Genomic DNA, 23,875 nt, shown 5'->3' on the forward strand with positions numbered 1-23,875 from the left:
AAAGTGGGAGGACATTCATGTTTACTGGAATCATCGAAGAAGTCGGCACCTTAAAAGGCATCCGTCATGGCCAAAAATCTTCCGTCGTCACTATCGGCGGAAAAAAAGTGCTGATCGGAACAAAAATCGGCGACAGCATCTCCACCAACGGCGTCTGCCTGACGGTAACGAAGCTGCATAAGGATGCCTTCGATGCCGACGTCATGCCGGAAACGCTGCAACGCTCAAACCTTGGCGGCCTGCAGATGGGCGGCCGCGTCAATCTGGAACGGGCATTGCAGCTCGACACCCGCCTGGGCGGGCACATCGTCAGCGGGCACATCGACGGGACCGGCTCGATCAAGGAATACCGCAAGGACGATAACGCCGTCTGGATCACCATCTCAGCCGGCCCCGAACTGCTCCGCTACATCATCGAAAAAGGCTCGATCGCCATCGACGGCGTCAGCCTGACTGTGGCGACGGTCGACAGCGGCTCGTTCCAGGTATCCATCATTCCCCATACCGGAGCGGAGACGATCCTGCTCGAGAAGAAGTTGGGCGACACGGTCAATCTGGAGTGCGACATCATCGGAAAATACGTGGAAAAACTGCTGGGCCTGAGCCCTAAAACACAAACAAAACAAAGCAACCTATCTGAAGCTTTCTTGCAAGAGAACGGCTTCTTCTGAAAAAAAGGAGGAAAACATACATGTTCAACACATCCCAAGAACTTATCGCGGACATCAGAGCCGGCAAAATCATTGTGCTGGTGGATGATGAAGACCGCGAAAATGAAGGCGACCTGATCTGCGCAGCCGAATTCGCGACTCCGGAAAACATCAATTTCATGGCCATCTACGCGAAAGGCTTAATCTGTATGCCGATGGAGCGGACACTCACCGAGAAACTGGTACTGACTCCGATGGTGGACCGCAACACCGATAATCATGGGACAGCCTTCACCGTCGCCATCGACCATGTCGAGACGACCACCGGCATCTCGGCTTTCGAACGCTCTCTGACCGTCATGAAGGCCGTGGAGGATGACGCCAAGCCCGAAGATTTCCGCCGCCCTGGCCATATCTTCCCGCTGAAGGCAGTCGACAACGGTGTGCTCGCGCGTAACGGCCATACCGAAGCCACCGTCGATTTGGCCCGTTTAGCCGGATTGAAGCCGGCAGGACTCTGCTGCGAAATCATGGCCGATGACGGCACGATGATGCGCACAGCCGAACTGATCACTTTCGCCAAAGAGCATGACCTGAAGATCGGCACGATCGCCGACCTGATCGCCTACCGCAAGGAGAACGAACAGCTCTACATGCGCGAAGGCCAGGCCAAACTCCCTACCAAATACGGCGAGTTCGACATCTACACCTACGTGAGCAAGATCGATGCGGACGAGCACCACGTCGCCTTGGTCATGGGCGATGTCACGACGGAAGAACCCGTGCTGGTGCGCGTCCATTCGGAATGCTTGACTGGCGATGTCTTCGGATCGAAACGCTGCGACTGCGGCCAGCAATTGGACGCGGCCATGAAGCAGATCGCCGAGGCAGGCCTAGGGGTCTTGGTCTACTTGCGCCAGGAAGGGCGCGGCATCGGCCTCGTCAATAAAATCCATGCTTATGCATTGCAGGACCAAGGCTACGACACGGTTGAAGCCAACCTGATGCTGGGATTCCCAAGCGATCTGCGCGAATACTACATGGCTGACGAGATGCTGCAGGACTTGGGCGTCAAGGAAATCCGGCTTTTGACGAACAATCCGCTTAAGATAGAAGGATTGAAAAAGCACGGTGTGAAGATCACCGAAAGGCTTCCGATCCAGTTGGAAATATTCGGCGAAACGCAGCGCTATATGGAAACAAAGAAACAAAAGATGGGGCACTTTCTAGACTTATAAAAAAACAATCAAACAGGAGGAAAACAAAATGAACATCATCGAAGGACAATTAATTGCACAGGATTTAAAAATCGCGATCGTGGTGGCACGTTTCAACGAATTCATCGGCTCGAAATTGGTGGGCGGCGCTTTGGATGGCTTAAAACGCCATGGCGTGGCTGAAGAAGCCATCGACTTGGCATGGGTGCCCGGCGCATACGAAATTCCATTGGTAGCGCAAAAATTGGCGGCTTCCGGAAAATATGATGCCGTCATCACTTTAGGCGCCGTCATCAAGGGTGCAACGGCACATTTCGATTACGTCTGTTCCGAAGTGTCCAAAGGCGTAGCGACAGCTTCCATGAATACCGGCGTTCCGGTCATCTTCGGTGTCCTGACAACCGACACGATTGAACAAGCCATCGAGCGCGCCGGTACGAAAGCGGGCAATAAAGGCTATGATTGTGCTGTATCTGCCATCGAAATGGCCAACCTGCTCAAAAATTTATAAAAAATTATGGGAAAACGAATGTTCAAAGGTGTTCACACCATCATCCTTGACTACGACGGCACTATCCATGACAGTACCCGGAATTACATCTTTGCTTTCAAACAAGCCTATGCTTTTCTTGTTGAAGCCGGCCACGCTGCTCCCGGGGATTGGGCGGATGCAGAAATTACGAAGTGGCTGGGCTACAGCAGCAAAGCGATGTGGGAAAATTTCATGCCCGACTTGGACGAAGACATCCGATCGAAGGCCTCAAAAATGATCGGGCAGATTCTGCTGGAAAAAGCTCAAAATGGGCAGGCTATTCTTTACGAAGGCGCTCTGGAAACCTTGCAGGCATTGAAGGAAAAAGGCTATCGTCTAGTATTTTTGAGCAACTGTAGCCGGGCCTATATGGAAGCGCACCGAGAAAGCTTCGGGCTGGACCGCTACTTCGACGGCATGTACTGCACGGAAGACTTCAGCTTCATCCCCAAATATGAAATCTTCGAATCGATCCAATCGGTTTTTCCTGGCGGCTACCTGATTGTGGGCGACCGTTTCCAGGACATCGAGGTCGCCGAACATCATCCCGTCCGCACAGTGGGTTGCCGTTACGGCTTCGGCTTCCCCGGGGAACTGGACTCGGCGGATGCACTGATAGACGATATCCGCGAATTGAATGACTTGCTTTAACAATCAAAAGAGGCTGGGATTTTGTCCCAGCCTCTTTTTGTGCTTTGCGGATATGAGATGCCTAAACATGGAAGAGCCTACATAAACAGGCTTCCTCGGCTGTTTGTAAAACTATGATTGCATATCAGCCGACACAAAGAAGATTCCTTGACTGTTCGCAAAGTAGCGACTGCACATCAGCCGACACAACGGGACTCCTCGGCTATTCGCAAGGAAGCGCATGACGGACAACCGACGAAGCACACTTCCACCGGAAATTCCGATTCCCCCATCTTATCGATCTCGCCGGATTTATGCTGTTCAATCCGGTACCGTAGCTTTTAACCGATCCAGCAAGCGATAAAGCAGCTTCCGGTTGCTCGCGGGTATCGGATAATTCCGAATTTCTGCTGACGTCTGCGTATAGGCGGTGCCGTCCAAGAAGGCCGCATCGTTCTGGAGAATGCTTTCGATGCTTTCCTTTGTGGATTCGAAATGGAACTGCAGACCGATCACATTTTCTTTATAGATAAAACCCTGATTCGGACAGACTTCGCTTGTGAACAGGCGCTCCGCTCCTTCCGGCAAGCCGAATTGCTCCCCGTGCCAATGGAACACGACCAGTTCCTCAGGCAGTTCGCCTAGCGTTTCCGATTTTATCGTCCGGATCGGCAGCCAACCTGCTTCCCGGTATTCCCCCTGAAAAATGTCAGCCCCCAAAGTTTTGGCGATCTGCTGTCCGCCCAGACAAACTCCGAAGACCGGCTTTCCCTGGCTGATGAGTACACGGATAAGCTGCCTTTCCTCTTCCAGCCAAGGTAGTTCATCCAGGACGCTCATGGGACCGCCCAATATCACAAGGAAATCCGTTCTCTCCGCTTTCGGCAAAGCTTCCCCCAGAAATAGGCGGTATACCTTATATTCGTTTCCGGTCTGCCGGCACCAATTCTCGATCTCCACCGGCCCTTCAAAATCCACGTGCTGTAAAATTGCGATTTCCATGCTGATCCCTCCTTAAAATTGATTATTCCATCATAATATATGAGCCCGCAACCGTCACCCATCGCCGGGTTATTGAGTGCAGATGCAGGTGGAGAATGTTATGATAGGCCTATAGAAAACACTTGATCCAAAGCCATTTCCGAAGGGAGCAAGCACCATGAGAAACCTGGACAAAGAAATTGCGATCATCCAAAAATTCAAAGCCGAGCACCCGGACAAAGCCTACAAACTCTACATCGAGACAAGCGATGACTTCGACTTCCATGACGAAACCGAAAGCGAAGACTACATCGCCGTCCTCATCGCCGAATTGGAAACCGAAACGCCCGTAGAAAATCCGTTTTTGGAAGGCACATCCGCCTACACTTGGGATGCCGAATACGTCATCTACATCGACAAACCCACTACCGCTGACCGGGAATTGATCACGAAGCTTTATTATGATGAACTGCTCCAATATGTCTGAAGGAAATCATCCTTCAGGCATTTTTTCGTCCGTTTCGTCTTTAGCAGTTCTCTCCGAAACACGCTCTAGGGGCTTATTCCCTAATTCTTTTCCCTCATCGGTCCCACTCCCGCTTGGCTCCGGCTTTTTGGATGAACGCAGCAGCTTCTCCACGAGCAGTTTGACCAAGCGATCCAGTTCAGCCATCACAATCCCTCCCCTGCTTTTTTCATTATCATACAATATCCGCCCGAATATTTCGGGATATTTTTGTACTTTTTGGTCCCCATCTCAAAGTTTACGTTCAGTTTATCCCCTCCTGATATAGTCATATCAAGGTTTACAGAACGCAAAAAGTAGACCAAATCGAAGGAGGAAAAATAATGAGTCAGAATTTTGAGAATGCGATCAGAGAGCGGTTTGAACAAGGATTCAAGAATTGGAACAATGGGTACGATGCTTGGTTGGACTGGTGCGAGACTTTGTATGAACCGGATGCGCACTACAATGTCTACAGCGACCGCCTGACTTTGCAGCAGTACAAGGACATGATGGGGCAACTTTTCCAGGCCTATGACATCGAACTCGGCGAATTCCATAATATGATCGTGGAAGGTGAATGGGGTGCCATCCGCTATAACGTCTATATCATCGACAAACGCACCGGTGAACGGATTGAACAGAAAACGATGGAATTCGTCAAATTCAAAGAAAATCCTGAACCGATCGGGGCACGCGTCGTAGAAGGCTGGGCATTGTCCGACAAACCGTTGTCCGCCCACTAATAATAAAACATTTACCGCCTCAAGATAAAACAAAAGCAGCCTCCAGAAATCCCCATCATACGGACTCCGGAGACTGTTCATTTTATCTTAGAATCGGCAAACCGCTCAGTTGTTCAAGGACTACGTGTATATTCAGTCCAGATCAGCCCCGTTTGAAGCGATGATCTTTTTGTACCAGTGGAACGAATCTTTTTTGCTGCGTTTCAGTCTGTCTATTCCTTCATCATCCTGATCAACATATATGAAGCCGTAAAGCTTGGACATTTCGCTCGTGCTCGTGCTGATCAGATCGATGCAGCCCGATGGCATGTAACTCATCAGATTTGCAACTGCTCCACTTCCTTCCTGTACTGATAGATGGCCATATAGTCATTTACCTTCAGTGTTTCGACGTAGACTTCACGCAGACCGCAACCGATCATCGCTTTTCTGCTGGCTTCGAGGACATGCATGGTGCTCACGAGCGGAATGGACTTAGCTTTCAGAGGGAACAGTTTCTCCAATTCCCCCGCAAAAGTCGTCAGGCTGCCCATGTCCACCAGCAGCAGGATGTCATCGGTGATCTGATGGTTTTTGATGTAACGGACCAGCCTTTCGAACACTTGCTGGGGCTCCTCATCCAAACGCGCATTGATTCCGATGGCCCCTTCGTGGTTCAACAGCTGGTTCGCCGTGTCGCAAAGTGCCGAGGCAATCCCCGATCCGTGCGCAATCACAATGACCTGCACTTTCGCCAATCTTTCGATCGCATCCATCTCATCGTGCATCAGGAACATGATGAAATAACTCGCTTCCTCTTCCGGAATAACCACACCAAGATCCGCTTCCAGAATAGTCATGCACTCCTTCGCGACGCCGTACATCTCCGGATACTTGTCGATGATCGCTTCATGCATGTCATTCTTCAGCACATGGTCTTGTTGGCTTCGCTTCACAAGGTTGTAGATATGAATAGCCATCATCTGGAAAACCTTGTCGCTCACTACCTTACCCGTCTTAATGGTGACATGGCGGAGGATTTTCTCCAGTTCCTTGATGATGTTATCCGGCACAAGTGCGATTAGGTTTTCTTTGTTGCAAAAAAGTTGTTCCTTTTCTCCGGTCAATTTGAAATAAGTCTTCAGATCATGCTCCATCGCTTTTTGGATCTCTTCCGCGCTGGCTTTGTTCTGCTCCAATTCCCGATAGCGTGTGTTCATTTCCCGGTAGATGGTGCTTTCACTCGGAACGCTGACTTCCGTAACGGTAGCGGTGGATGGCAAATATTGGATCGCCTGTCGGTTCGTAACTTCGTATTTCGACCACATCTGGCGGTGAGCCGCATTGCTGAGCAGCCCCGCCCGGATATAATCCGGCAAATCTTTACTGCTGACTCTCAGATAATCCTCTTTGACTGCCAAAAACCGGGCATAGCTTTTCGCGAAAGCGATCCGGATATCTGCTTTGAATTGCCCAATATTCAATTCACACTTGTAGTGCAGAAAAGCTTTCAGCGCATTCTTGCTGAAATACATCGGCACCCCCAACTGATCTACTTCCTGTTGGACGAATGTATCGAACAACTGATGTCTTTCTTCGATTGACCTTTCCCTCAAACTGGGCAGATCGATGATGATCGGCAGTCTGCGGATGAATGTCTTCAAAAGTGTGTCCTTTTTTTCAGTCGTCGCGCCGATGATCAGGACATTGGCATGATGATCTTTTTCGGATTCGCCGAGCCGCCGGAAAACACCGCGGTCGATATAGGTGAACAGCATCTCCTGTCCTTCGATTGGTAACCGGTGGATTTCATCCAGAAACAAAATCCCGCCGTTCGCCTTCTCCAGAAGTCCCGTCTTGTTGGTCTCCGTCCCGGTGTAGGCGCCTTTGACGTGGCAAAACAGTTGGCTCATCAACAGCTGCGGGTTATGGGCATAATCAGCGCAATTGAACTGGATGAACGGCGAGGCCTCCGCCAGTTTTCCGGACTGGATGCCGTATTTGTGCAGCAAATCGGCGAACAAAGATTTCCCTACGCCAGTCTCGCCCAGCAAGAGCATATGCATGCCGTCCCCCGGATAAAGGATGGCAGCCTTCCCTTGTTCGATCTGATGGAACAGGCTCGGATTACGCTTCAGGAACTTGTCCATGTCCACCATTTTAGGCGTTTCCTTCGGTACCCCAGTCTTTGGTACCCTCTTGTGGGTGCATGGAAAAAAGCGTACCGGTCTGGTCTTCTCTTTGTAGCAGCGCTGTTCTTTGTGCAACCGGTTCAGGTCGCGCGAAATATTGCTGCGATCACTCTGCAACCTGTAGGCAATCTCTTCGGCCGTTATCCCCTGCTTCTTCTCTTCATAAAGCATGCCAAGTGCCTCAAGCACTTTCTCGATCCTCTGCAAAAATCATCACTCCTCAGAAAAGCGTTTACATCTTCAACAATCGTACCATATTTTTATGACAGACGAATACAAAAACGTTCAATCTGACCTATTGTTTTGCTCTGTTTGAGTGCTAAGGCGAAAATTGGCAAAGATGAAAGTAAAAATGGACATATTGCCCCAATCCTTTTCTGATCGGATACGATATAATGAACTCTAAATTCTTAACTACAAGAGAGAACTGCACATGATTAGTATCTTATTGGTTCGGAAAATTGCCCAACTGTTCCTCATCATGATTTTGGGTTATGTGTTGGTAAAACTGAGAATACTGAAAACGGAAGAGAGTATCGTCTTGTCGAAACTATCGTTGTATCTAGTGATGCCTGCCGTGATACTCAGCGTTTTTCAGGTCGATTTCAAGCCGGAAATCCAAGCAGGCTTGATGCTGGCCTTTGTGGCGGCTGTTGCCATCCACATACTCCTGCTCATAATCGGACATATCTCGGGTAGTCTGTTCCATTTTGAGGAAATTGATATTGCGTCCATCATCTATTCCAATGCAGGAAATTTGATCATTCCCATTGTAACAGCCGTTTTGGGGACTGAATGGGTCATCTATTCCACGGCATTTCTGTCCGTTCAATTGATTTTCCTGTGGACGCACTGCAAATTGATGTTCTCAAAAGAAAAGAAACTTCATTTTCGGAAAATCATTCTCAATGTAAACATGATCGCCATTTTTATTGGCGTGCTGTCCATGTTGTCGGGAAGCCGCTTGCCGGCCATCCTCAATGAAACATTGGCTTCAATCGGTTCCATGATCGGACCGCTGGGCATGCTGATCACAGGCATGATCGTCGCTGGAATGGATATGAAACACGTATTCACAAGCAAAAAAGTTTATGCAGTAACCTTCTTCAGAATGATTCTTTGTCCGGCCATCATCCTGTTGCTGCTGAAACTCAGCAATGCCGCTAGTTTGGTGAATAACGGCACGGAAATATTACTCATCACCTTCCTGGCCACCGTGACCCCCGCAGCCTCCACTGTGACGCAATTCGCGCAGGTGCACGACAAGAATGCAGCATACGCAGGTGCGATCAACATCATGACCACGCTGCTATGTATCGTAACCATGCCCATCTTCGTCATTCTGTATTATATTTGAAAAAAAATCCTTGGAAACTATTGAAGACAAGCACTTCAATGTTCCAAGGATTTTTTGTTAAGATTTATGGGTAATGAGGGTATAAAAATTGGTAAAACAACTTAAATCAAACTGATTCAACAAATCGAGTTATATTATAGAAGAAAAAATAATACTAATCAAATCAATTAAAAAGGCAATCAACCTACTCTGAGTGCTTTTCTGAGTGCTTTTAATTACAAAGTTAATGCAAGGCAGCGGTTTATGGCTTCTCTTTTGAGAAGTCTTTTTATATGTACTTAGATAAATGAAGTTAAAATTAATAATCTTATATAAATGGTTTATCTCTATTGCCCATTATATTTTCCTTTTTCTTTACAGGTTCTTCTTCAAATTTCTTTCGCTAATTGGGCATACCTGCCATCCAAAAGAAAAACTCCTTCTTGTATACAAGAAGGAGTATCTGTGCACTGATTATCGGGCTCATTACACAAGGCCTTTGCAGATCCCAAACATTAAGTAAAGGACAAAAACATTATCAGATATTACATTTAGTATACCAATAGTTTACAAATTGTCAAGTTCCATGTTTGGTTCTACGCTGAGTTCTATGCTTAGTTCTACGCTGAGTTCTATGCGTGGTTCTATGCTTGGTTCTACGCTTGGTTCTACGCTTGGTTCTATGCTTGGTTCTACGCTTGGTTCTATGCTTGGTTCTACGCTTGGTTCTATGCTTGGTTCTACGCTTGGTTCTATGCTTGGTTCATATATACATGGACTTGAGCATATTTTATCAAGTACATCTCCATTATCTATTAAATAAGCTGTTACAAATTTTGCCCTTGTGTCATTAATTAACCTAATTACAACTACATAACCATCAGTAGTTATTAATGAAACTTTATTTGATGAATCATATCTTTTTCTTTTGCTATCCCATCCAACATAGATTGGAATTGTCGCATCTATTAACACATCTTTTATCCAACCTATTCTTCTCGCCCTCTCATGATCAAAAATACTTTTATCAGCTCTTTTTCTGTTCCTGCTTTTGTAGAAAGCATGCTCAAAAGTATCAGGATAAAAATTAACTTGAATGTCTTGATGCGTAACTACTCCAGATACACAATACTCATTCATAAAATAATTTTTATATTCCTGCACTGTACTAAACTCAATTAAATTATTATACATAAGCATTCACCTTAATATTATTTTAAAAACATTGAATTTTCTTTCTGAACTTGGAGTAGGTTGTATTGGGTCTTCTAAAAAATCCTCAATTTGATTAATTATGACTTTTTTAGCATTCTCAGAATCATATCCATTAAATTTATATCCTACAGCACCAATTAGAATATCTGCTAACTGTATAAATACGGATTCCTCCGAGTTTAAAGCTATTACATCTTCCACATAACTAAGTGATGCATTATTTAATATTTTGTTTAAAACACTTAATCTATCTCCTAATTTATTTTGCTTATAATCGAGATAAATTCTATATGTTTCATTACCTTCACACCATTTTTGTAAAAGTAAATAGTAAAATTTATAGAACCCTAATTCCGCATCAGAATTATGATATAATTTCATATTTACTTTATGTGAATCCACAACGATACATCTAAATCTGATGTATTTACTTTCTAAAAAGAAATCTACTAATTCTACATAAAATGGTAATTTAGATGCACTAACTGTCTTCCATTTTACTTCGTGATTAATATCATATTTCTTTTTCAAATAATTTATTTTATTTTTCACCTTTTTTCTTTTTTCATGCGGAATCCATAATCCACCAATTACCATATATCGGTCAGTAGATTCATCTCCATAAATTGTTTCAGCCCGACTTTCATCACAATATACTTCAATCATAGGAATAACTCCTTTCTATTTTATAGAGATTCCTTATTTTTTATAAAAAGATAATCTCTATTTCTTACTAAAATTTTGCACACATATTATAAAACGACCTAGACTTTCAAGATGGTTTACAAAAGTCTTTCCAGCTAATCAAGTATAATTTGTTTTCATTTAAACTCAATTTCACATTGATATTAAATTGAGTTTCTATATTTTTTGATTGATATTCCCTATTTTATACTACTAAATATTCCCCGCCATCAACTCAGCCTGCCTCACAACTGTCTCCACAGCCATTTTTGCTAAGTCTGGTGGATAACCGTATTCCCTTAGCAATCTTCTCACAGTAATCCGCATTTTTGCTCTGGCAGACTCTTTTCGATTCCAGTCAATCGTCATATTTTCCTTGATTACTTTTGTAAGTTCATGCGCAATGGCACGAAGTGTTTCATCCCCGAGTACCTCTTTAGCAGTCATGTGATCCGCAAGTGCATCATAAAAGGCAACTTCATCTTGGCTAAGTCCTAAGTCCTCTCCGCGCTCTGCCGCTTTACGCATCTCTTTGGCGATTTCAATCAGTTCTTCAATAACTTTGGAAGTTTGGATGCTGCGTTTATTATACTTATCAATGGAATTTTTCAGCATCTCTGAGTATTTCTTAGCTTGGACAACGTTCATTCTTTGAACGGACTTTACCTTACCTTTCAACAAACGTTCCAATAATAGCACTGCGATATTCTTTTGCGGTAAAGCTCTAACATCCGCCAAAAATTCATCGGAAAGGATAGAGATATCAGGATTTTCCAGGCCTAATGATTCATATATGTCCACTACACCTTCGGAAATAATCGATTTCGATAACATTTGTTGAATGCGACTGTCCACTTCTTTTTGGGATAGTTTCGGCTTATCCCCTGGGCTTACAATCTTTATTAACCCAGCTTTTACGGCTTTAAGGAAACCAATTTCAGCATTTAATTCTTTCGCTTCTTCTTCCATTGCACAAAGAGCGTAAGCTTTGGATAATTCCGTCACTAAATCCAAGAAGCGCTTGCGTTCTTCTTTGCCTAATTCCAAAATAAAGTCAACGGTTTCATTCAATACTTTGAAACGCATGGACTGTTTCTCGGCTTGGAAATCAGAATAGTTGTGTTTATACAGCATCTCTTGAATCAAATCATACTTCTCTAACATCAGGTCAACGGCCACTTGGGTATCGATACCTGCTTGTTTGCGGTCATCTGTTGTATATTCTTGCAAGGCCTCTTTTAAGCTCTCAGCGATACCGATGTAATCGACAATCAATCCACCCGGCTTATCTTTGAAAACACGGTTTACACGAGCGATTGCTTGCATCAGATTATGACCTTTCATCGGTTTATCTATGTACATCGTATTCAAGGCTGGCACATCAAAGCCTGTCAGCCACATATCGCGGACGATAACGACTTTTAAAGGGTCCTCATTGTCTTTCATACGTTTTGCCAAGTTTTCTCTTCGGCTTTTATTGCCGATATATGGTTGCCACTCCAATTCATCGCTTGAAGACCCGGTCACGACAATTTTTATAACACCTTTATTGTCATCATCCGAATGCCATTCGGGCCGTAATGCAATTATCTCTTTATATAGTTCAATAGCAATTCGGCGTGACATAACCACAATTATCGACTTCCCGAACATCGCTTCTTGTCGTGTTTCAAAGTGTTCAATAAAATCCTGAGCAAATGTCTTTAATCGACTTTGTGCACCTGTTACTGCTTCCAGGCGGCTCCATTTTTGCTTCGTTTTTGTTTGGTAATCGGCATCCTGTTCTTCAATGATATCTTCTACAATATGATCCACTTGAACTCCTTCCGGAAGATTAAGTGGAATAATTCGACTTTCATAATAAATTTTTACCGTTGCGCCGTCCTTAACGGCTTGGGTCATATCGTAAACGTCGATATAATGCCCAAAAACGGCCTGTGTATTTTTATCGGCACTCGCAATCGGCGTACCCGTAAATCCGATATAAGAGGCATTTGGCAAAGCATCTCTTAAATGTTTGGCATAACCATAATTTATGTTACTTTCGTCGTTGTCATAATTAATTTGTCCAGAGAAGCCATATTGGGAACGATGCGCCTCATCCGCTATAACGATTACATTACGACGCTCCGTTAATGCTGGCATCTGACCTTCATTTTCTTCGGGATTAAATTTCTGCATCGTCGTAAAGACGACACCACCTGATTGCACACTCAATAAGCTGCGCAACTCGCTCCTACTCTCCGCCTTTTTTGGCGTTTGCCTCAATATATCTCTTGATTGTCCAAATGTCGCGAACAATTGCTCATCCAAGTCATTGCGGTCCGTCACCACTACAATCGTTGGATTATCTAGCGCCTGGATCAGTTCTCCGGCATAGAAAACCATAGAGAGACTTTTCCCTGATCCCTGTGTATGCCAAACAACCCCAATTTTTTGATCTCCGTTCATCGCAACCGCGCGCTTGGTTTCATCTACCGCTTTTTTCACCGCATAATATTGGTGATAGGCGGCTAGAATCTTGATAATGTGTTCTCCATCATCTTTGAATAAAATAAAATCGCGTATCAGGTCCAAGATAACATCTGGTCTGCACATGCCTTTAATTAATACTTCAAGTTGCGCTTGGGCCGTCTTTGCTTCAGCTGCGCCATCCGTTGTTCGCCAAGTCATGAAACGCTCTTCATTGGATGAAATAGTCCCTGCCTTAGCATTCCAGCCATCCGAAATAATCAAGACTTCATTGAAGTTAAATAAGCCAGGAATCGCTTGTTTATAGGTCTGGAATTGATTATAAGCCTCAGTGGTCCCAACTTTTTCATTTGAAGAACTCTTCAATTCAAAAATGACCAGAGGAAGGCCGTTGATGAACAAAATGACATCTGGACGCTTATTTTCCTTACCCTCAATCACTGTGAATTGGTTCACCGCTAAAAATTCGTTGTTCTGCGGATGCTCAAAGTCAAATAACCACACTTTCTTAGTTACATTGCGATTATCTTCCCTAGTCGCAATGTCCACACCATCAGTTACCATCTTGTGGAAGGCACGGTTATTGACAAGCGTTTGCGGATTCTGGGGAATCATAATCTTCCGAACTGCCTCTTCAATGATCTCTTCAGAAACATCATTAATGCGTTTTAAAGCAAATTTCAAACGATTCTTTAAAACCACTTCACCGAAATCTTCCCGCTCACTGTTCACTCCATCCGAAACAAGTTCGGAGCCATTATGAACTTCATAGCCAATTTCTTCTAACCATTCTAAAGAAGCTTGTTCTAGGTCATCTTCTAAAAAGCTGTACTCATTCAATGTCATACCTCCTCATAAGTGGGTAATTCGATTTCTCCTGAAAGTAGTTTTGGTAGTAAGGTATCCCGTAGTTCTTGCAAATATAAATTTTCCTGATGCTTTAAATTGATTTCTTCAAAAATATTTATCGTAATTCTATGAAAATCATTTATTAACCTATCTGGAGGGGATATTACTTTCATAAATCTAAAATCATCTTTTGATAAATTAATATAGACACTCCCCGTTGCAGTGGACTCCAAATAATTTATTCCTTTGACTAACACGAAGTATAAGAATTCATTTAGCGATTTCATTTTACTTCTAGCAATTCCAACGCCTCGCCCAAGTGCATATTCTTTATCAACATACGTCACATTTCCAACAGTTGCTCTGACACCAAAAACATAATCTCCTCGCTGAGATTTCTTTTTTGGATTTGAAGTATATTTTAGCGGGTTGATATTCCCTTTTTTAAAGTCGCTTGCTCCATTAATTAATGGTAGGCCAATATTATCATTATTATATGTATCACTCTTTGGAGATTGTCCCATTACTACCTCGGCAATATCCTCTAAATTACAAATTCCCCATCCTTCAGGTATATCTCCTAATTCACTCTCAACCATTTTGCCATCACTTGATTTGTATGGATTACCATTCTCATTTGAGAATTCAAAATCTATAAACCAGTGTTTGAAAATTTCCAGTGCCATGTTTTCAAGTTTTTCTTTGATTTTGTTGTTTACTTCAATTTTATTATCAATACACGAAAGTGTAGCAGCAATGACTTTTTGTTCTCTCAATGGTGGTAAATTCAATGTGAAACTCTTTATAGTTTTAGGAGAAGTGTGCTTGACGGTTGTACCTGACGCACTACCCACAATATAATTTTGGTAGTCCTTATTTCTAAGTCGCCAATATAAAAATAACGGGAATATTTCTTCACTTAAAAATTCAACTAATCCTATTCGCTGATTATGGAGATATCGTCTCTTCTCTTTGTAAGGTACTAAAGCCGAATAACCTAATGTATCACCCGCTTTGCTCAAATCTGTCATAGTAACAATAACATCATTGGGTTTGAGTACATATTCATTGGGATATTCACCGTTGTAGTACTTTAACTTGTCTTCTTTAAATCCACCACCAATTTGAAAGTTTCCTGGTGTAACTAAAACATTTTCAGTTTCTATTTCCGAGAAAAATTCACCTTTAAACGCATACCCATGTTTTACGTTAATATAATCACCAAGAGTTACTTCTTTCCAATCACTAAAACTCATACCCAATCCCCCCTAGATTATTCCTTATTTCCTCTTCTAGGGTTCGAGATTTTGCAAAGAGTTCCGCTAGTCCCACTGTCATATTTTCCATCTTTTCTTCGAATGGAATACCATCATCCTCAAGGTCCTCTAGTCCGACATAGCGTCCCGGCGTTAAGGTATAATCTTGCTTTTGTACTTCGTCTAAAGTAGCAGTCTTACAGAAACCCAGAATATCCTCATATGGTGCATCGTTCGTTCTTCTCCACGCATGAAAAACAGACGAAATTTCCTGAATATCCGCTATAGATAATTCTTTGTGGGTACGATCAACCATAGTTCCTTTTTTACGGGCGTCTATAAATAGTATTTCACCTTTACGATTGTGGCGTTCTTTATGTTTTGTCACAAACCATAGACATACAGGAATTTGAGTCGAATAAAATAATTGTCCAGGTAAAGTTACAATGCATTCCACAACATCATCTTCGATTAAATTCTTACGGATTTCCAACTCAGCCGATGTATTGGTAGACATAGATCCATTAGCTAAAACAAACCCAGCGGTACCTGAAGGAGCTAATTTCGAAACCATATGTTGAATCCAAGCATAGTTTGCGTTACCTATCGGTGGCACACCATATTTCCAACGCTTATCGTCAGTTAAACGCTCTCCACCCCAGTCTTTTATGTTAAAAGGTGGATTTGCAAGTATGTAGTCTGCTTTCAGACCGTTGTGTAGGTCATTATGGAAAGTATCTCCGTTATTTGGGCCTAAATCGCCGTCTATGCCACGAATAGCTAAGTTCATCTTTGCTAGTTTCCAAGTAGTAGGATTGGATTCTTGACCATAAATCGATAGATTACCGATATTCCCTTGATGTTCTTCCACAAATTTTTCTGATTGAACAAACATACCTCCGGATCCACAACAAGGGTCATATACGCGGCCACTATATGGTTCCAACATTTCTACCAACAACTGAACAACATTGCGCGGTGTATAAAATTCCCCACCGCCTTTGCCTTCTGCGCTAGCAAATTTACTCAGAAAGTATTCATAGACACGCCCTAAGATGTCTTGTTCTTGGCTTGTTGTGTCCCCAACTTTGAAAGTAAATTGATCGATTAACTCACCTAAACGTGTTTTATCTAAATCATATCTTGAAAAAGTTTTAGGCAAAACATTCTTTAAAGATGGATTTTCCTTTTCGATCGAAATCATAGCATGATCGATGATTTGTCCGATTTCAGGCTTTTTAGAATTTCGGTTTATATATCCCCATCTGGCTTCTTTCGGTACCCAAAAGATATTATCCGCCAAGTATTCATCGCGATCCTCTTCATCAGCATATTCATCCTGTAAAAGTTCTGTGTGTTTTTCTTCAAAGGCATCTGAAATGTACTTCAAGAATAGCAACCCCAACACTACATTTTTATACTCGGATGAATCCATACTTCCACGAAGTTTATCCGCCATTAACCATAATTTTTCTTCAATTCCCAAAGCTGCACTTGCCATCTAATGACCACCTTTTCCTCTTCTTTTAGTAACATTTTGTTATGTATTATTAAATGAATTGTTTTTCTCCATTGGAAATACTTTTAACGTCAAAAATTTAATTATATTATATCAAATTTAATTATTTAAAAAGGCTTTATCAAAAATAAAAATTTCTCATTAGATTATTTTGCAGTGGCTACGCTACATTTTTTACCCCGTTACCTTTATTAACTGCATTTCTCATAGTTCCTGATAATAAAAAATCGACATCAGGTAGATATTTGGACCACGCTCCCTTCAGCAGAAAGGCTTATGCCATCATACGACTGCGCCTGTTTGGTGGTTACCTAGGTCCACGGCACAGACCGTCACGGTTCTAATGCTGTTTATCGCCGATATCCATACGTTTTCCTCTCTCTTACGGCTCCCCATTCTCTTTCACACACTATGACGAAAAACGTCCTGGCGGGCGCTTCTTTGCCTATTTCTGTATTAATACAAGACTGCCATTGATTAAGTTGCCCTGAAAATTCTTAAAGAATGGCGCAAAGAATATTTGAAACTTGGCTTTAATACTATGGCTCCTACACAAGTGGTACTTACCACCTACAAAAATGAGTATATGCAGCATGCCACCGTAACCAATCGGATTAATAAAATCATCAAGAAGCATGATTTGAAAACTATCACGGTTCATGGGTTACTGCATACTCATTGCAGCTTATAGTTTGAGGTTGGTCTACCGATCCAGGAAGTGAAAGAACGGCTCGGACATTCTGACATTCAAACAACGATGAATATTTATACCCAAGTCACCGAAAAAGTGAGAAAACAAACGGCCGAAAGGTTTGCTAAATTTGTGAATTTTTAGAATTACATATTCAATTACATATTCAGTGCAAAAAAAATAAGCCTTGAAACATTGGAGAAAAGGCGCTCTACCAACGTTTCTAAGACTTATTAAGATGATGATGTATGGGTAATGAGGGGCTCGAACCCCCGACCCGCTGATTAAGAGTCAGCTGCTCTGCCAACTGAGCTAATTACCCCTATCACGTACTGAACACGTAACAAATGTTATTTTACTCCCCTTTTCAATAAAATGCAATAACATTATGAAAAAAAGAGTCCACATCCGGATAGGTTCTCCGGGGTGGACTCTTCATTGTGTTCATCGCTAGATTAGATACTTGCCCAAACGTTTTCCAATACATTCGTTTGATTGCGGTCAGGTCCCACTGAGAAAGTGGAGATGCGGACGCCAACGGTTTCTTGAACGCGACGGACATAGTTGCGCGCATTTTCAGGAAGCTCTTCCAAAGTACGGCAACCAGTGATGTCTTCGCTCCAGCCTGGAAGTTCTTCGTAGACAGGCGTGCATTGCGCCAATTCCTTCAAGCTTGCTGGATAGTGGTAAATCAATTCGCCTTCAGCATTTTTGTAGGCGGTACAGATTTTCACTGTTTCCAAGCCGCTCAAAACATCAATTGAGTTCAAGCATAGGTTGGTGATACCTGAAACGCGTTTTGAATGACGCATAACAACTGCATCAAACCAGCCGATACGGCGCGGTCTGCCAGTTGTTGTTCCGTATTCGCGGCCAACTTCGCGGATTTGGTTTCCTACTTCGTCGAACAATTCAGTTGGGAACGGGCCATCGCCGACACGGGAAGTGTAAGCCTTGCAGACACCGACAACTTTATCGATCTTGGTAGGGCCCACACCACTACCGATGGTTACGCCACCAGCAACCGGGTTGGAAGAAGTAACGAATGGATAAGTACCTTGGTCGATATCCAACATAACTCCTTGTGCGCCTTCAAATAGGACACGTTTGCCTGCATCCAATACATCGTTCAAGATAACCGATGTATCACACACATATTTTTTGATTTCTTGTCCGTACTGATAATATTCTTCAAAAATATCTTCGAATTTGATTTCTACAGAATCGAACATTTTTGTGAATTGACGGTTCTTTTCTTCCAAGTTGATTTTCAGACGCTCTTCAAAGATTTCTTTGTCCAACAAATCGGCTACCCGGATACCGACACGCGCTGCTTTATCCATGTAAGCTGGCCCGATACCTTTGATGGTCGTACCGATTTTGTTTTCGCCTTTTGAATCCTCTTGAAGCTGATCCAATTGAATATGATAAGGCAAAATGACGTGGGCACGGTCGGAAATACGTAGGTTATCCGTGTTGATGCCGTGATCTTTCAAATATGCCAATTCTTTGATCAATGATTTCGGATTCACTACTACGCCGTTTCCGATCACGCTGATTTTTTCTGGATAAAAAATGCCGGATGGAATTAAGTGCAATTTGTATGTAACGCCATCAAACTGGATTGTGTGGCCAGCATTGTCCCCGCCTTGATATCTAGCGATTACTTCTGCATTCTCACTAAGGAAATCTGTAATCTTCCCTTTACCTTCGTCTCCCCATTGAGTCCCAACAACTACTACTGAAGTCATTATTTACTCCACCTCATCTAATTTATTCATAATACTATGCTAGTTTACCAATATTACCTATGTCTTTCAATAAAGAATCAGATAAAAGCGCTCATTTCTGAACAATTTGTCCAAAAATATCAACTAATTTCCGGCATATAGCTCATCGAAGAAAATTTATTAAATTCCTTTTTGAACAGGAGCTTGACGGTTCCCCGCGCCCCGCTCCGGTTTTTTTCGATGATGACCTCTACGACATTATTCTCTTGCTCATCCCGTTCCGGTTCTTCGCCGCCTTCACGTTCGTAATAGTCGTCGCGGTACAGGAAAGCAACGATATCGGCATCCTGCTCGATCGATCCTGATTCACGGATATCGCTCAATACCGGACGTTTGTCTTGCCTTTGCTCCACGCCACGGGACAATTGAGACAGGGCGATGACCGGTACTTTCAGTTCCTTCGCCAACTTCTTCAATTGACGCGAAATGTCTGAAACTTCTTGTTGACGGCTTTCGCGGTTGTTCCCTTCAATCAGCTGCAAGTAGTCAATCACAATAAGTCCTAATTTTCCCTGTTCCTGCAGCAAGCGACGACTTTTTGCCCTTATTTCCGCAATCCGTATACCTGGTGTATCATCTATAAAAATCTTGGACTGTCCCAAAGTCCCCATCGCCATGATCAGGTTGGACCACTCATCTTCAGAAAGCTGCCCTGTCCTCAAGTGACCGGCATCGATGTTCCCTTCCGCACACAGCATCCGGTTGACCAACGACTCCGCCCCCATTTCCAAACTGAAAATGGCAACTACCTGATCCGCCTTGGTCGCGACATTCTGTGCGATGTTCAGAGCAAAGGCGGTCTTACCGACCGCCGGACGAGCTGCCAGGATGATCAATTCTTCTTTCTGAAGACCCGCCGTCATTTTATCCAAGGCGATGTATCCGGTGGGCACCCCTGTGACGTCATCGCTTTGTTGGGCCAGCGACTCGATGTTCTGCAGCGATGCCGAAACGACATCCGATATGCGGATGAAACCGGAGCGATTTCTCCGTTCGGATACCTGAAGAATATTCTGTTCGGCGCTGTCCAACATAACGGCAAGCTCATCACCCTCTTCATATCCTTTTCGGACGATTTCTGTAGCCGATCGGATTAGATTGCGCAAAATCGATTTCTCTTCTACTATCTTGGCGTAATATTCCACGTTGGCTGAAGTAGGCACGGCAACCGCCAATTCGGCCAAGTACTCCATCCCCCCAGCATTTTCAAGCTGATTCTTCGTGTCCAATTCATTCGCGATGGTGACGACGTCTATCGCTTCGTTTCGGTTGTTCAATTGCAAAATCGCGTCAAAAATAATCTGATGATTTTTTCGGTAAAAATCAGATGTTTCAAGGTACTCCAAAACATTCACAACCGTTTCAGGATCCAAAAAAATGGAGCCCAGAACGGATTGCTCTGCTTCTATACTATGAGGAGGTATGCGATCTTGAAGTGTTTCTTCCATTTTATATTTTCACCCTTTAGGTTTATTCATTTCGACAAGGAACCGATTGCTGGCTTACCCATCTTTCGCTCTCTTATTGTACTGTAAACTGGAGTCTTTTACAACCAACGAAAGGGAACGTTTGTTCTATTACGAATCAATATCTATCCACCTCTACACAAGCAAAAAGACAGAGATGGTTATCCCTGTCTTCCATTTATATCTGGAAAATTATTATCCTTCAGTCACTTGGACAGTCAACAGCGCTGTGACTTCCGGATGAATTTTTACGGGCATTTTCGTGAAACCTAATGCTCGGATAGGACTGTCTAATTCAATTTTTCGCTTATCCAATTTAACATTATGTTGCTTTTGCAATGCTTCAGCAACCTGTTTCGTTGTTATCGAACCGAACAAACGACCATCTTCGCCAATTTTCGCGGACAATTTGATGATTGATTCATCCTTCTCCAGAAGTGCCTTTAATTCTTGAGCAGCTGCTAACTCCTCAGCCTGCTTCTTCTCTTCAGCCTTCTTTTGGCCTTTCAATGCGGAAATCGTAGCAGCATTCGCTTCTTCCGCTTTACGGTTTTTTATCAGGAAATTAGCGTAGCCATCCGCAATATCTTTGACTTCTCCTTTTTTTCCTTTACCTTTAACGTCCTCTAAAAATACAACTTTCATTTATTATTCCCCTTCCTTGATTTTTTTTGGATCTATGACTGCCTTCAATCTCTCAACGACTTCATGGACCGTCGTATTCTCAATCTGCGTGGCTGCATTGGATAAATGTCCGCCTCCGCCTAATTTTTCCATGATAGTCTGCACATTATATTGCCCCAGACTTCTGGCACTGATTCCAACTCTGCCGTCCTGACGTTTTGTAACGACAAATGAAGCGTCAACTGCTTCCATCGACAACATCGTGTCGGCCGTTTGAGCAGCGACAACCGTATCATAGATTTTTTCATCTTCTCCATGGACGATTGCGAGGTTACCGTTCACAAATTCCATCGTTTGCAGCAAATGACTCCGCAACAGATAGGTATCCAAGTCCTCTTTCAGTGATTTCTGGATCAGAACGGTATCCGCTCCGTTCGACTGCAGATAACTGGCAGCATCAAAAGTTCTGGATCCGGTTCTCAAACTGAAATTACGTGTATCGACAATAATCCCAGCCAGCATAGCAGTTGCTTCTATCTTATTGATGGCGTCCATCTCATTGGATTGATATTCGAACAATTCAGCGATCAATTCCGAAGTGGATGACGCATAGGGTTCCATATAGACCAAAACAGAGTCCTTGGGAAATTCTTGTCCACGTCTATGATGATCCAAGACGACTATTTTTTTGGACAGATTCAAAAGTCCAGGGGCCGGCGTCATGGACGGACGATGCACGTCAACCATCACGATAAGCGTTTGCGGAGTCACCAATGCCATTGCCTGCTCAGGCGAAATGATCCGCTTCGCAATCAAAGGATCTTTGTCTATCTCCTGCATAATCCGATTCACATCATTGGAAAATTGCTGCGGATCCAATACTATCCAAGCCTCCCGATTGTTCATCTGAGAGATTCGGCGGATCCCTAAACAGGAACCGATGACGTCCATATCAGGATAACTATGCCCCATGATGATCACTTTATCAGCATGAACGATGAGTTCTTCCAAAGCCTGGCTGATCATTCTTGCACGGATGCGAGTCCGTTTTTCCATCGGATTCGTTTTACCACCATAGAAACGGGCATCTTCATCTTCAGCCCTCACAACAACCTGATCGCCACCTCTTGCCAATGCTAAATCAATATTCGACTGCGCCATTTTAGCGACTTCTTTAAAATTGGTTTGCTCAAAAGTTTTCTCATATGAGAAGCCCATACTCAATGTCAACGGAAAATTTTGCTTGTAGGTTCTTTCTCTGATTTGATTTATGATATCAAAATTGTTTTCTTCGATTTTCTTCAATGCACGCATATTGGTCAACGCTATGAAGCGGTCATCATCCACTCGTTTCAAAAAAACATTATTCATATTAGCCCAGTTTGTGAGTTGGTTCGTCAGATAGTTGTTTACATTCGATCGCTTGCGATCATTCATGGATTGGACAGCCTCATCATAATTGTCGACAATGATATTCCCAAAAACAAATTTTTCATCTTTGTATCTTTCTTCAATTTTGGCATACTCCGTTATGTCCATCAAATAAATGACGCCAATATCCTCTTGAATAATCATATCAAAATAATGATCTCCCCATTTCACACGGCGCATCACATAATCCTGCGAACCCTTAAAAAGCTGATATAATTCTTCATCGACCACGTTCAGCTTACGTCCCAATGTGTCTTTCTTGCCAAAATACTTTATTAAATATGGGTTCATCCATTGGATTTCTTCTTGCTTATTATATAGAAGTATCCCAATAGGCATTTTAATTAAAGCCTCTTGTTCACCTTTTTTTATTCGATAAGATAAGTCAGATATGTATTTATTAGTCTCGTCAATCAAATACTCCGAAGAATAACTGATGAACCCAAAAATTCCAACGCATAAGAGCATAATTCCAATTCCGATTTTCCAATCTGCAATGAAAGTTAAAACAACAATCATAAGCAGTAAGAATACGATAATCAGGAAAGGAACCTTAATCTTGTCAGCCTTTATGAAGTGAGGAAGATTTTTTAACTTTTCCTTTATTTTCATGATAGCTCCTTTACTGAACCTACAATTTGCACTTGTACATTTTAACATATTCAAATAATAATAGCTATAATGCCCTTTCCAGAATCAATTACGCTGTTCGCTTTTTTTGTAGAATTGAAAGAGAAAAAACAAAGCCGATGGCTTTTTCAGTCGCAAATATGCAGAATATGGGCCTCTTAATACCGATCAGTATGTGTGGGCATAAGCAGGATTCTGTTTTTTTCATACGAAGGCATGACAAAGAAACGTACGGATATTCTATTTTTTAGAGGTTACGCTACCCAAGCATTCAAATGACCCAACTCATTTTTTTGGATATTCCGTTTAGCGAATGCCAACATGACCAGAAAAGCCATGGTTACGAAAAGGTTCATTTTCTTTTCACCCCGTATAGTATGTTGCTCAAACAAGAAATCACGATCAAGACGCCCATTCACCCGTTCAATCGCAGTCCGCTTCTTGTACAGCCGCTTGAATTTGTGGCTATTACGCGCTACT

General features: G+C 43.0%; 20 protein-coding genes, 1 tRNA gene and 1 pseudogene. 8 read left to right on the forward strand and 14 right to left on the reverse strand.

Annotated features, from left to right (window positions below; all coding sequences use genetic code 11):
* Positions 1-17 precede the first annotated feature (17 nt).
* The 4 genes from TES5_RS08665 to TES5_RS08680 are packed head-to-tail and all read left to right on the forward strand — an operon-like array spanning position 18 to position 3,050.
* The gene (locus TES5_RS08665; RefSeq protein ID WP_068561469.1) at positions 18-671 is read left to right on the forward strand and encodes a riboflavin synthase; all 654 of its coding nucleotides are present in this window, start codon (positions 18-20) and stop codon (positions 669-671) included.
* Between the two features lie 20 nt (positions 672-691).
* On the forward strand, positions 692-1,888 hold the full coding sequence (locus TES5_RS08670; RefSeq protein WP_068561470.1) for a bifunctional 3,4-dihydroxy-2-butanone-4-phosphate synthase/GTP cyclohydrolase II: 1,197 nt from the start codon (positions 692-694) through the stop codon (positions 1,886-1,888).
* 28 nt (positions 1,889-1,916) lie between these two features.
* Complete coding sequence (gene ribE, locus TES5_RS08675) at positions 1,917-2,378, forward strand: 6,7-dimethyl-8-ribityllumazine synthase (RefSeq protein WP_068561471.1); 462 nt, start codon at positions 1,917-1,919, stop codon at positions 2,376-2,378.
* Positions 2,379-2,396: 18 nt separating this feature from the next.
* Positions 2,397-3,050, forward strand: a complete 654-nt coding sequence (locus TES5_RS08680) for an HAD family hydrolase (RefSeq protein WP_068561472.1) — start codon at positions 2,397-2,399, stop codon at positions 3,048-3,050.
* A gap of 300 nt (positions 3,051-3,350) precedes the next feature.
* Here TES5_RS08680 and TES5_RS08685 read toward each other — a convergent pair whose 3' ends face one another.
* Positions 3,351-4,031 carry a type 1 glutamine amidotransferase gene (locus tag TES5_RS08685; protein WP_068561473.1) on the reverse strand — a complete coding sequence of 227 codons (681 nt, stop codon included), beginning with the start codon at positions 4,029-4,031 and terminating at the stop codon, positions 3,351-3,353.
* A gap of 157 nt (positions 4,032-4,188) precedes the next feature.
* Here TES5_RS08685 and TES5_RS08690 point away from each other — a divergent pair, with 157 nt between their 5' ends.
* Complete coding sequence (locus tag TES5_RS08690) at positions 4,189-4,497, forward strand: hypothetical protein (protein WP_068561474.1); 309 nt, start codon at positions 4,189-4,191, stop codon at positions 4,495-4,497.
* A gap of 6 nt (positions 4,498-4,503) precedes the next feature.
* On the opposite strand, the gene TES5_RS08695 is transcribed toward TES5_RS08690, so the two are convergent.
* Positions 4,504-4,683, reverse strand: coding sequence for a hypothetical protein (locus tag TES5_RS08695; RefSeq protein ID WP_068561475.1), 180 nt, complete (start codon positions 4,681-4,683; stop codon positions 4,504-4,506).
* Positions 4,684-4,859: 176 nt separating this feature from the next.
* On the opposite strand from TES5_RS08695, the gene TES5_RS08700 reads away from it, so the two are divergent.
* A complete protein-coding gene (locus TES5_RS08700) occupies positions 4,860-5,261 on the forward strand; it encodes a nuclear transport factor 2 family protein (protein ID WP_068561476.1) in 402 nt (133 codons plus the stop codon).
* 132 nt (positions 5,262-5,393) lie between these two features.
* Here TES5_RS08700 and TES5_RS08705 read toward each other — a convergent pair.
* Both TES5_RS08705 and TES5_RS08710 read right to left on the reverse strand, forming a co-directional pair.
* Positions 5,394-5,585: pseudogene (locus tag TES5_RS08705) on the reverse strand (family 1 glycosylhydrolase); the annotation flags it as partial.
* Complete coding sequence (locus TES5_RS08710) at positions 5,579-7,603, reverse strand: sigma-54-dependent transcriptional regulator (RefSeq protein ID WP_369813488.1); 2,025 nt, start codon at positions 7,601-7,603, stop codon at positions 5,579-5,581. The gene TES5_RS08710 and the pseudogene TES5_RS08705, both read right to left, overlap by 7 nt.
* 262 nt (positions 7,604-7,865) lie before the next feature.
* On the opposite strand from TES5_RS08710, the gene TES5_RS08715 reads away from it, so the two are divergent.
* Entirely contained in the window at positions 7,866-8,789 is a 924-nt protein-coding gene (locus tag TES5_RS08715; protein ID WP_068561479.1) for an AEC family transporter, read from the forward strand.
* Between the two features lie 661 nt (positions 8,790-9,450).
* Positions 9,451-9,591, forward strand: coding sequence for a hypothetical protein (locus TES5_RS15780; protein ID WP_369813489.1), 141 nt, complete (start codon positions 9,451-9,453; stop codon positions 9,589-9,591).
* 377 nt (positions 9,592-9,968) lie between these two features.
* Here TES5_RS15780 and TES5_RS08725 read toward each other — a convergent pair whose 3' ends face one another.
* The 10 genes from TES5_RS08725 to TES5_RS08775 all read right to left on the reverse strand — a co-directional run.
* Complete coding sequence (locus TES5_RS08725) at positions 9,969-10,649, reverse strand: DUF3800 domain-containing protein (RefSeq protein WP_068561481.1); 681 nt, start codon at positions 10,647-10,649, stop codon at positions 9,969-9,971.
* 231 nt (positions 10,650-10,880) lie between these two features.
* Positions 10,881-13,979, reverse strand: a complete 3,099-nt coding sequence (locus TES5_RS08730) for a type I restriction endonuclease subunit R (RefSeq protein ID WP_232309337.1) — start codon at positions 13,977-13,979, stop codon at positions 10,881-10,883.
* A gap of 2 nt (positions 13,980-13,981) precedes the next feature.
* A complete protein-coding gene (locus TES5_RS08735) occupies positions 13,982-15,244 on the reverse strand; it encodes a restriction endonuclease subunit S (protein WP_068561483.1) in 1,263 nt (420 codons plus the stop codon).
* Positions 15,234-16,745 (reverse strand): class I SAM-dependent DNA methyltransferase, encoded by a 1,512-nt coding sequence (locus TES5_RS08740; RefSeq protein ID WP_068561484.1) that lies wholly within the window; start codon positions 16,743-16,745, stop codon positions 15,234-15,236. The genes TES5_RS08735 and TES5_RS08740 overlap by 11 nt, the downstream gene beginning before the upstream one ends.
* 958 nt (positions 16,746-17,703) lie before the next feature.
* A tRNA-Lys gene (locus TES5_RS08750) sits at positions 17,704-17,776 on the reverse strand.
* A 133-nt stretch (positions 17,777-17,909) separates the two neighbouring features.
* A complete protein-coding gene (locus TES5_RS08755; RefSeq protein ID WP_068561486.1) occupies positions 17,910-19,205 on the reverse strand; it encodes an adenylosuccinate synthase in 1,296 nt (431 codons plus the stop codon).
* A gap of 119 nt (positions 19,206-19,324) precedes the next feature.
* Positions 19,325-20,692, reverse strand: a complete 1,368-nt coding sequence (dnaB, locus tag TES5_RS08760) for a replicative DNA helicase (protein ID WP_068561487.1) — start codon at positions 20,690-20,692, stop codon at positions 19,325-19,327.
* Positions 20,693-20,905: 213 nt separating this feature from the next.
* Positions 20,906-21,355 (reverse strand): 50S ribosomal protein L9, encoded by a 450-nt coding sequence (gene rplI / locus TES5_RS15205; RefSeq protein ID WP_068561488.1) that lies wholly within the window; start codon positions 21,353-21,355, stop codon positions 20,906-20,908.
* Between the two features lie 3 nt (positions 21,356-21,358).
* A complete protein-coding gene (locus tag TES5_RS08770) occupies positions 21,359-23,377 on the reverse strand; it encodes a DHH family phosphoesterase (RefSeq protein WP_068561489.1) in 2,019 nt (672 codons plus the stop codon).
* Between the two features lie 272 nt (positions 23,378-23,649).
* On the reverse strand, positions 23,650-23,875 hold a 226-nt coding region (locus TES5_RS08775; RefSeq protein ID WP_198143321.1), incomplete at its 5' end, for a transposase.

Origin of the sequence: Trichococcus sp. ES5 (genome assembly GCF_900067165.1) — a bacterium.
GTDB classification, from domain to species: Bacteria; Bacillota; Bacilli; order Lactobacillales; family Aerococcaceae; genus Trichococcus; species Trichococcus flocculiformis.

Coding starts and splice junctions, on each gene's coding strand:
- TES5_RS08755 (WP_068561486.1), bottom strand. CDS start 19,205: ATGACTTCAGTAGTAGTTGTTGGGACTCAATGGGGAGACGAAGGTAAA.
- TES5_RS08680 (WP_068561472.1), top strand. CDS start 2,397: ATGTTCAAAGGTGTTCACACCATCATCCTTGACTACGACGGCACTATC.
- TES5_RS08770 (WP_068561489.1), bottom strand. CDS start 23,377: ATGAAAATAAAGGAAAAGTTAAAAAATCTTCCTCACTTCATAAAGGCT.
- ribE (WP_068561471.1), top strand. CDS start 1,917: ATGAACATCATCGAAGGACAATTAATTGCACAGGATTTAAAAATCGCG.
- TES5_RS08670 (WP_068561470.1), top strand. CDS start 692: ATGTTCAACACATCCCAAGAACTTATCGCGGACATCAGAGCCGGCAAA.
- TES5_RS15780 (WP_369813489.1), top strand. CDS start 9,451: ATGCTTGGTTCTACGCTTGGTTCTATGCTTGGTTCTACGCTTGGTTCT.
- TES5_RS08735 (WP_068561483.1), bottom strand. CDS start 15,244: ATGAGTTTTAGTGATTGGAAAGAAGTAACTCTTGGTGATTATATTAAC.
- TES5_RS08725 (WP_068561481.1), bottom strand. CDS start 10,649: ATGATTGAAGTATATTGTGATGAAAGTCGGGCTGAAACAATTTATGGA.
- TES5_RS08700 (WP_068561476.1), top strand. CDS start 4,860: ATGAGTCAGAATTTTGAGAATGCGATCAGAGAGCGGTTTGAACAAGGA.
- TES5_RS08740 (WP_068561484.1), bottom strand. CDS start 16,745: ATGGCAAGTGCAGCTTTGGGAATTGAAGAAAAATTATGGTTAATGGCG.
- TES5_RS08710 (WP_369813488.1), bottom strand. CDS start 7,603: ATGCTTTATGAAGAGAAGAAGCAGGGGATAACGGCCGAAGAGATTGCC.
- TES5_RS08715 (WP_068561479.1), top strand. CDS start 7,866: ATGATTAGTATCTTATTGGTTCGGAAAATTGCCCAACTGTTCCTCATC.
- TES5_RS08665 (WP_068561469.1), top strand. CDS start 18: ATGTTTACTGGAATCATCGAAGAAGTCGGCACCTTAAAAGGCATCCGT.
- dnaB (WP_068561487.1), bottom strand. CDS start 20,692: ATGGAAGAAACACTTCAAGATCGCATACCTCCTCATAGTATAGAAGCA.
- TES5_RS08695 (WP_068561475.1), bottom strand. CDS start 4,683: ATGGCTGAACTGGATCGCTTGGTCAAACTGCTCGTGGAGAAGCTGCTG.
- TES5_RS08685 (WP_068561473.1), bottom strand. CDS start 4,031: ATGGAAATCGCAATTTTACAGCACGTGGATTTTGAAGGGCCGGTGGAG.
- rplI (WP_068561488.1), bottom strand. CDS start 21,355: ATGAAAGTTGTATTTTTAGAGGACGTTAAAGGTAAAGGAAAAAAAGGA.
- TES5_RS08690 (WP_068561474.1), top strand. CDS start 4,189: ATGAGAAACCTGGACAAAGAAATTGCGATCATCCAAAAATTCAAAGCC.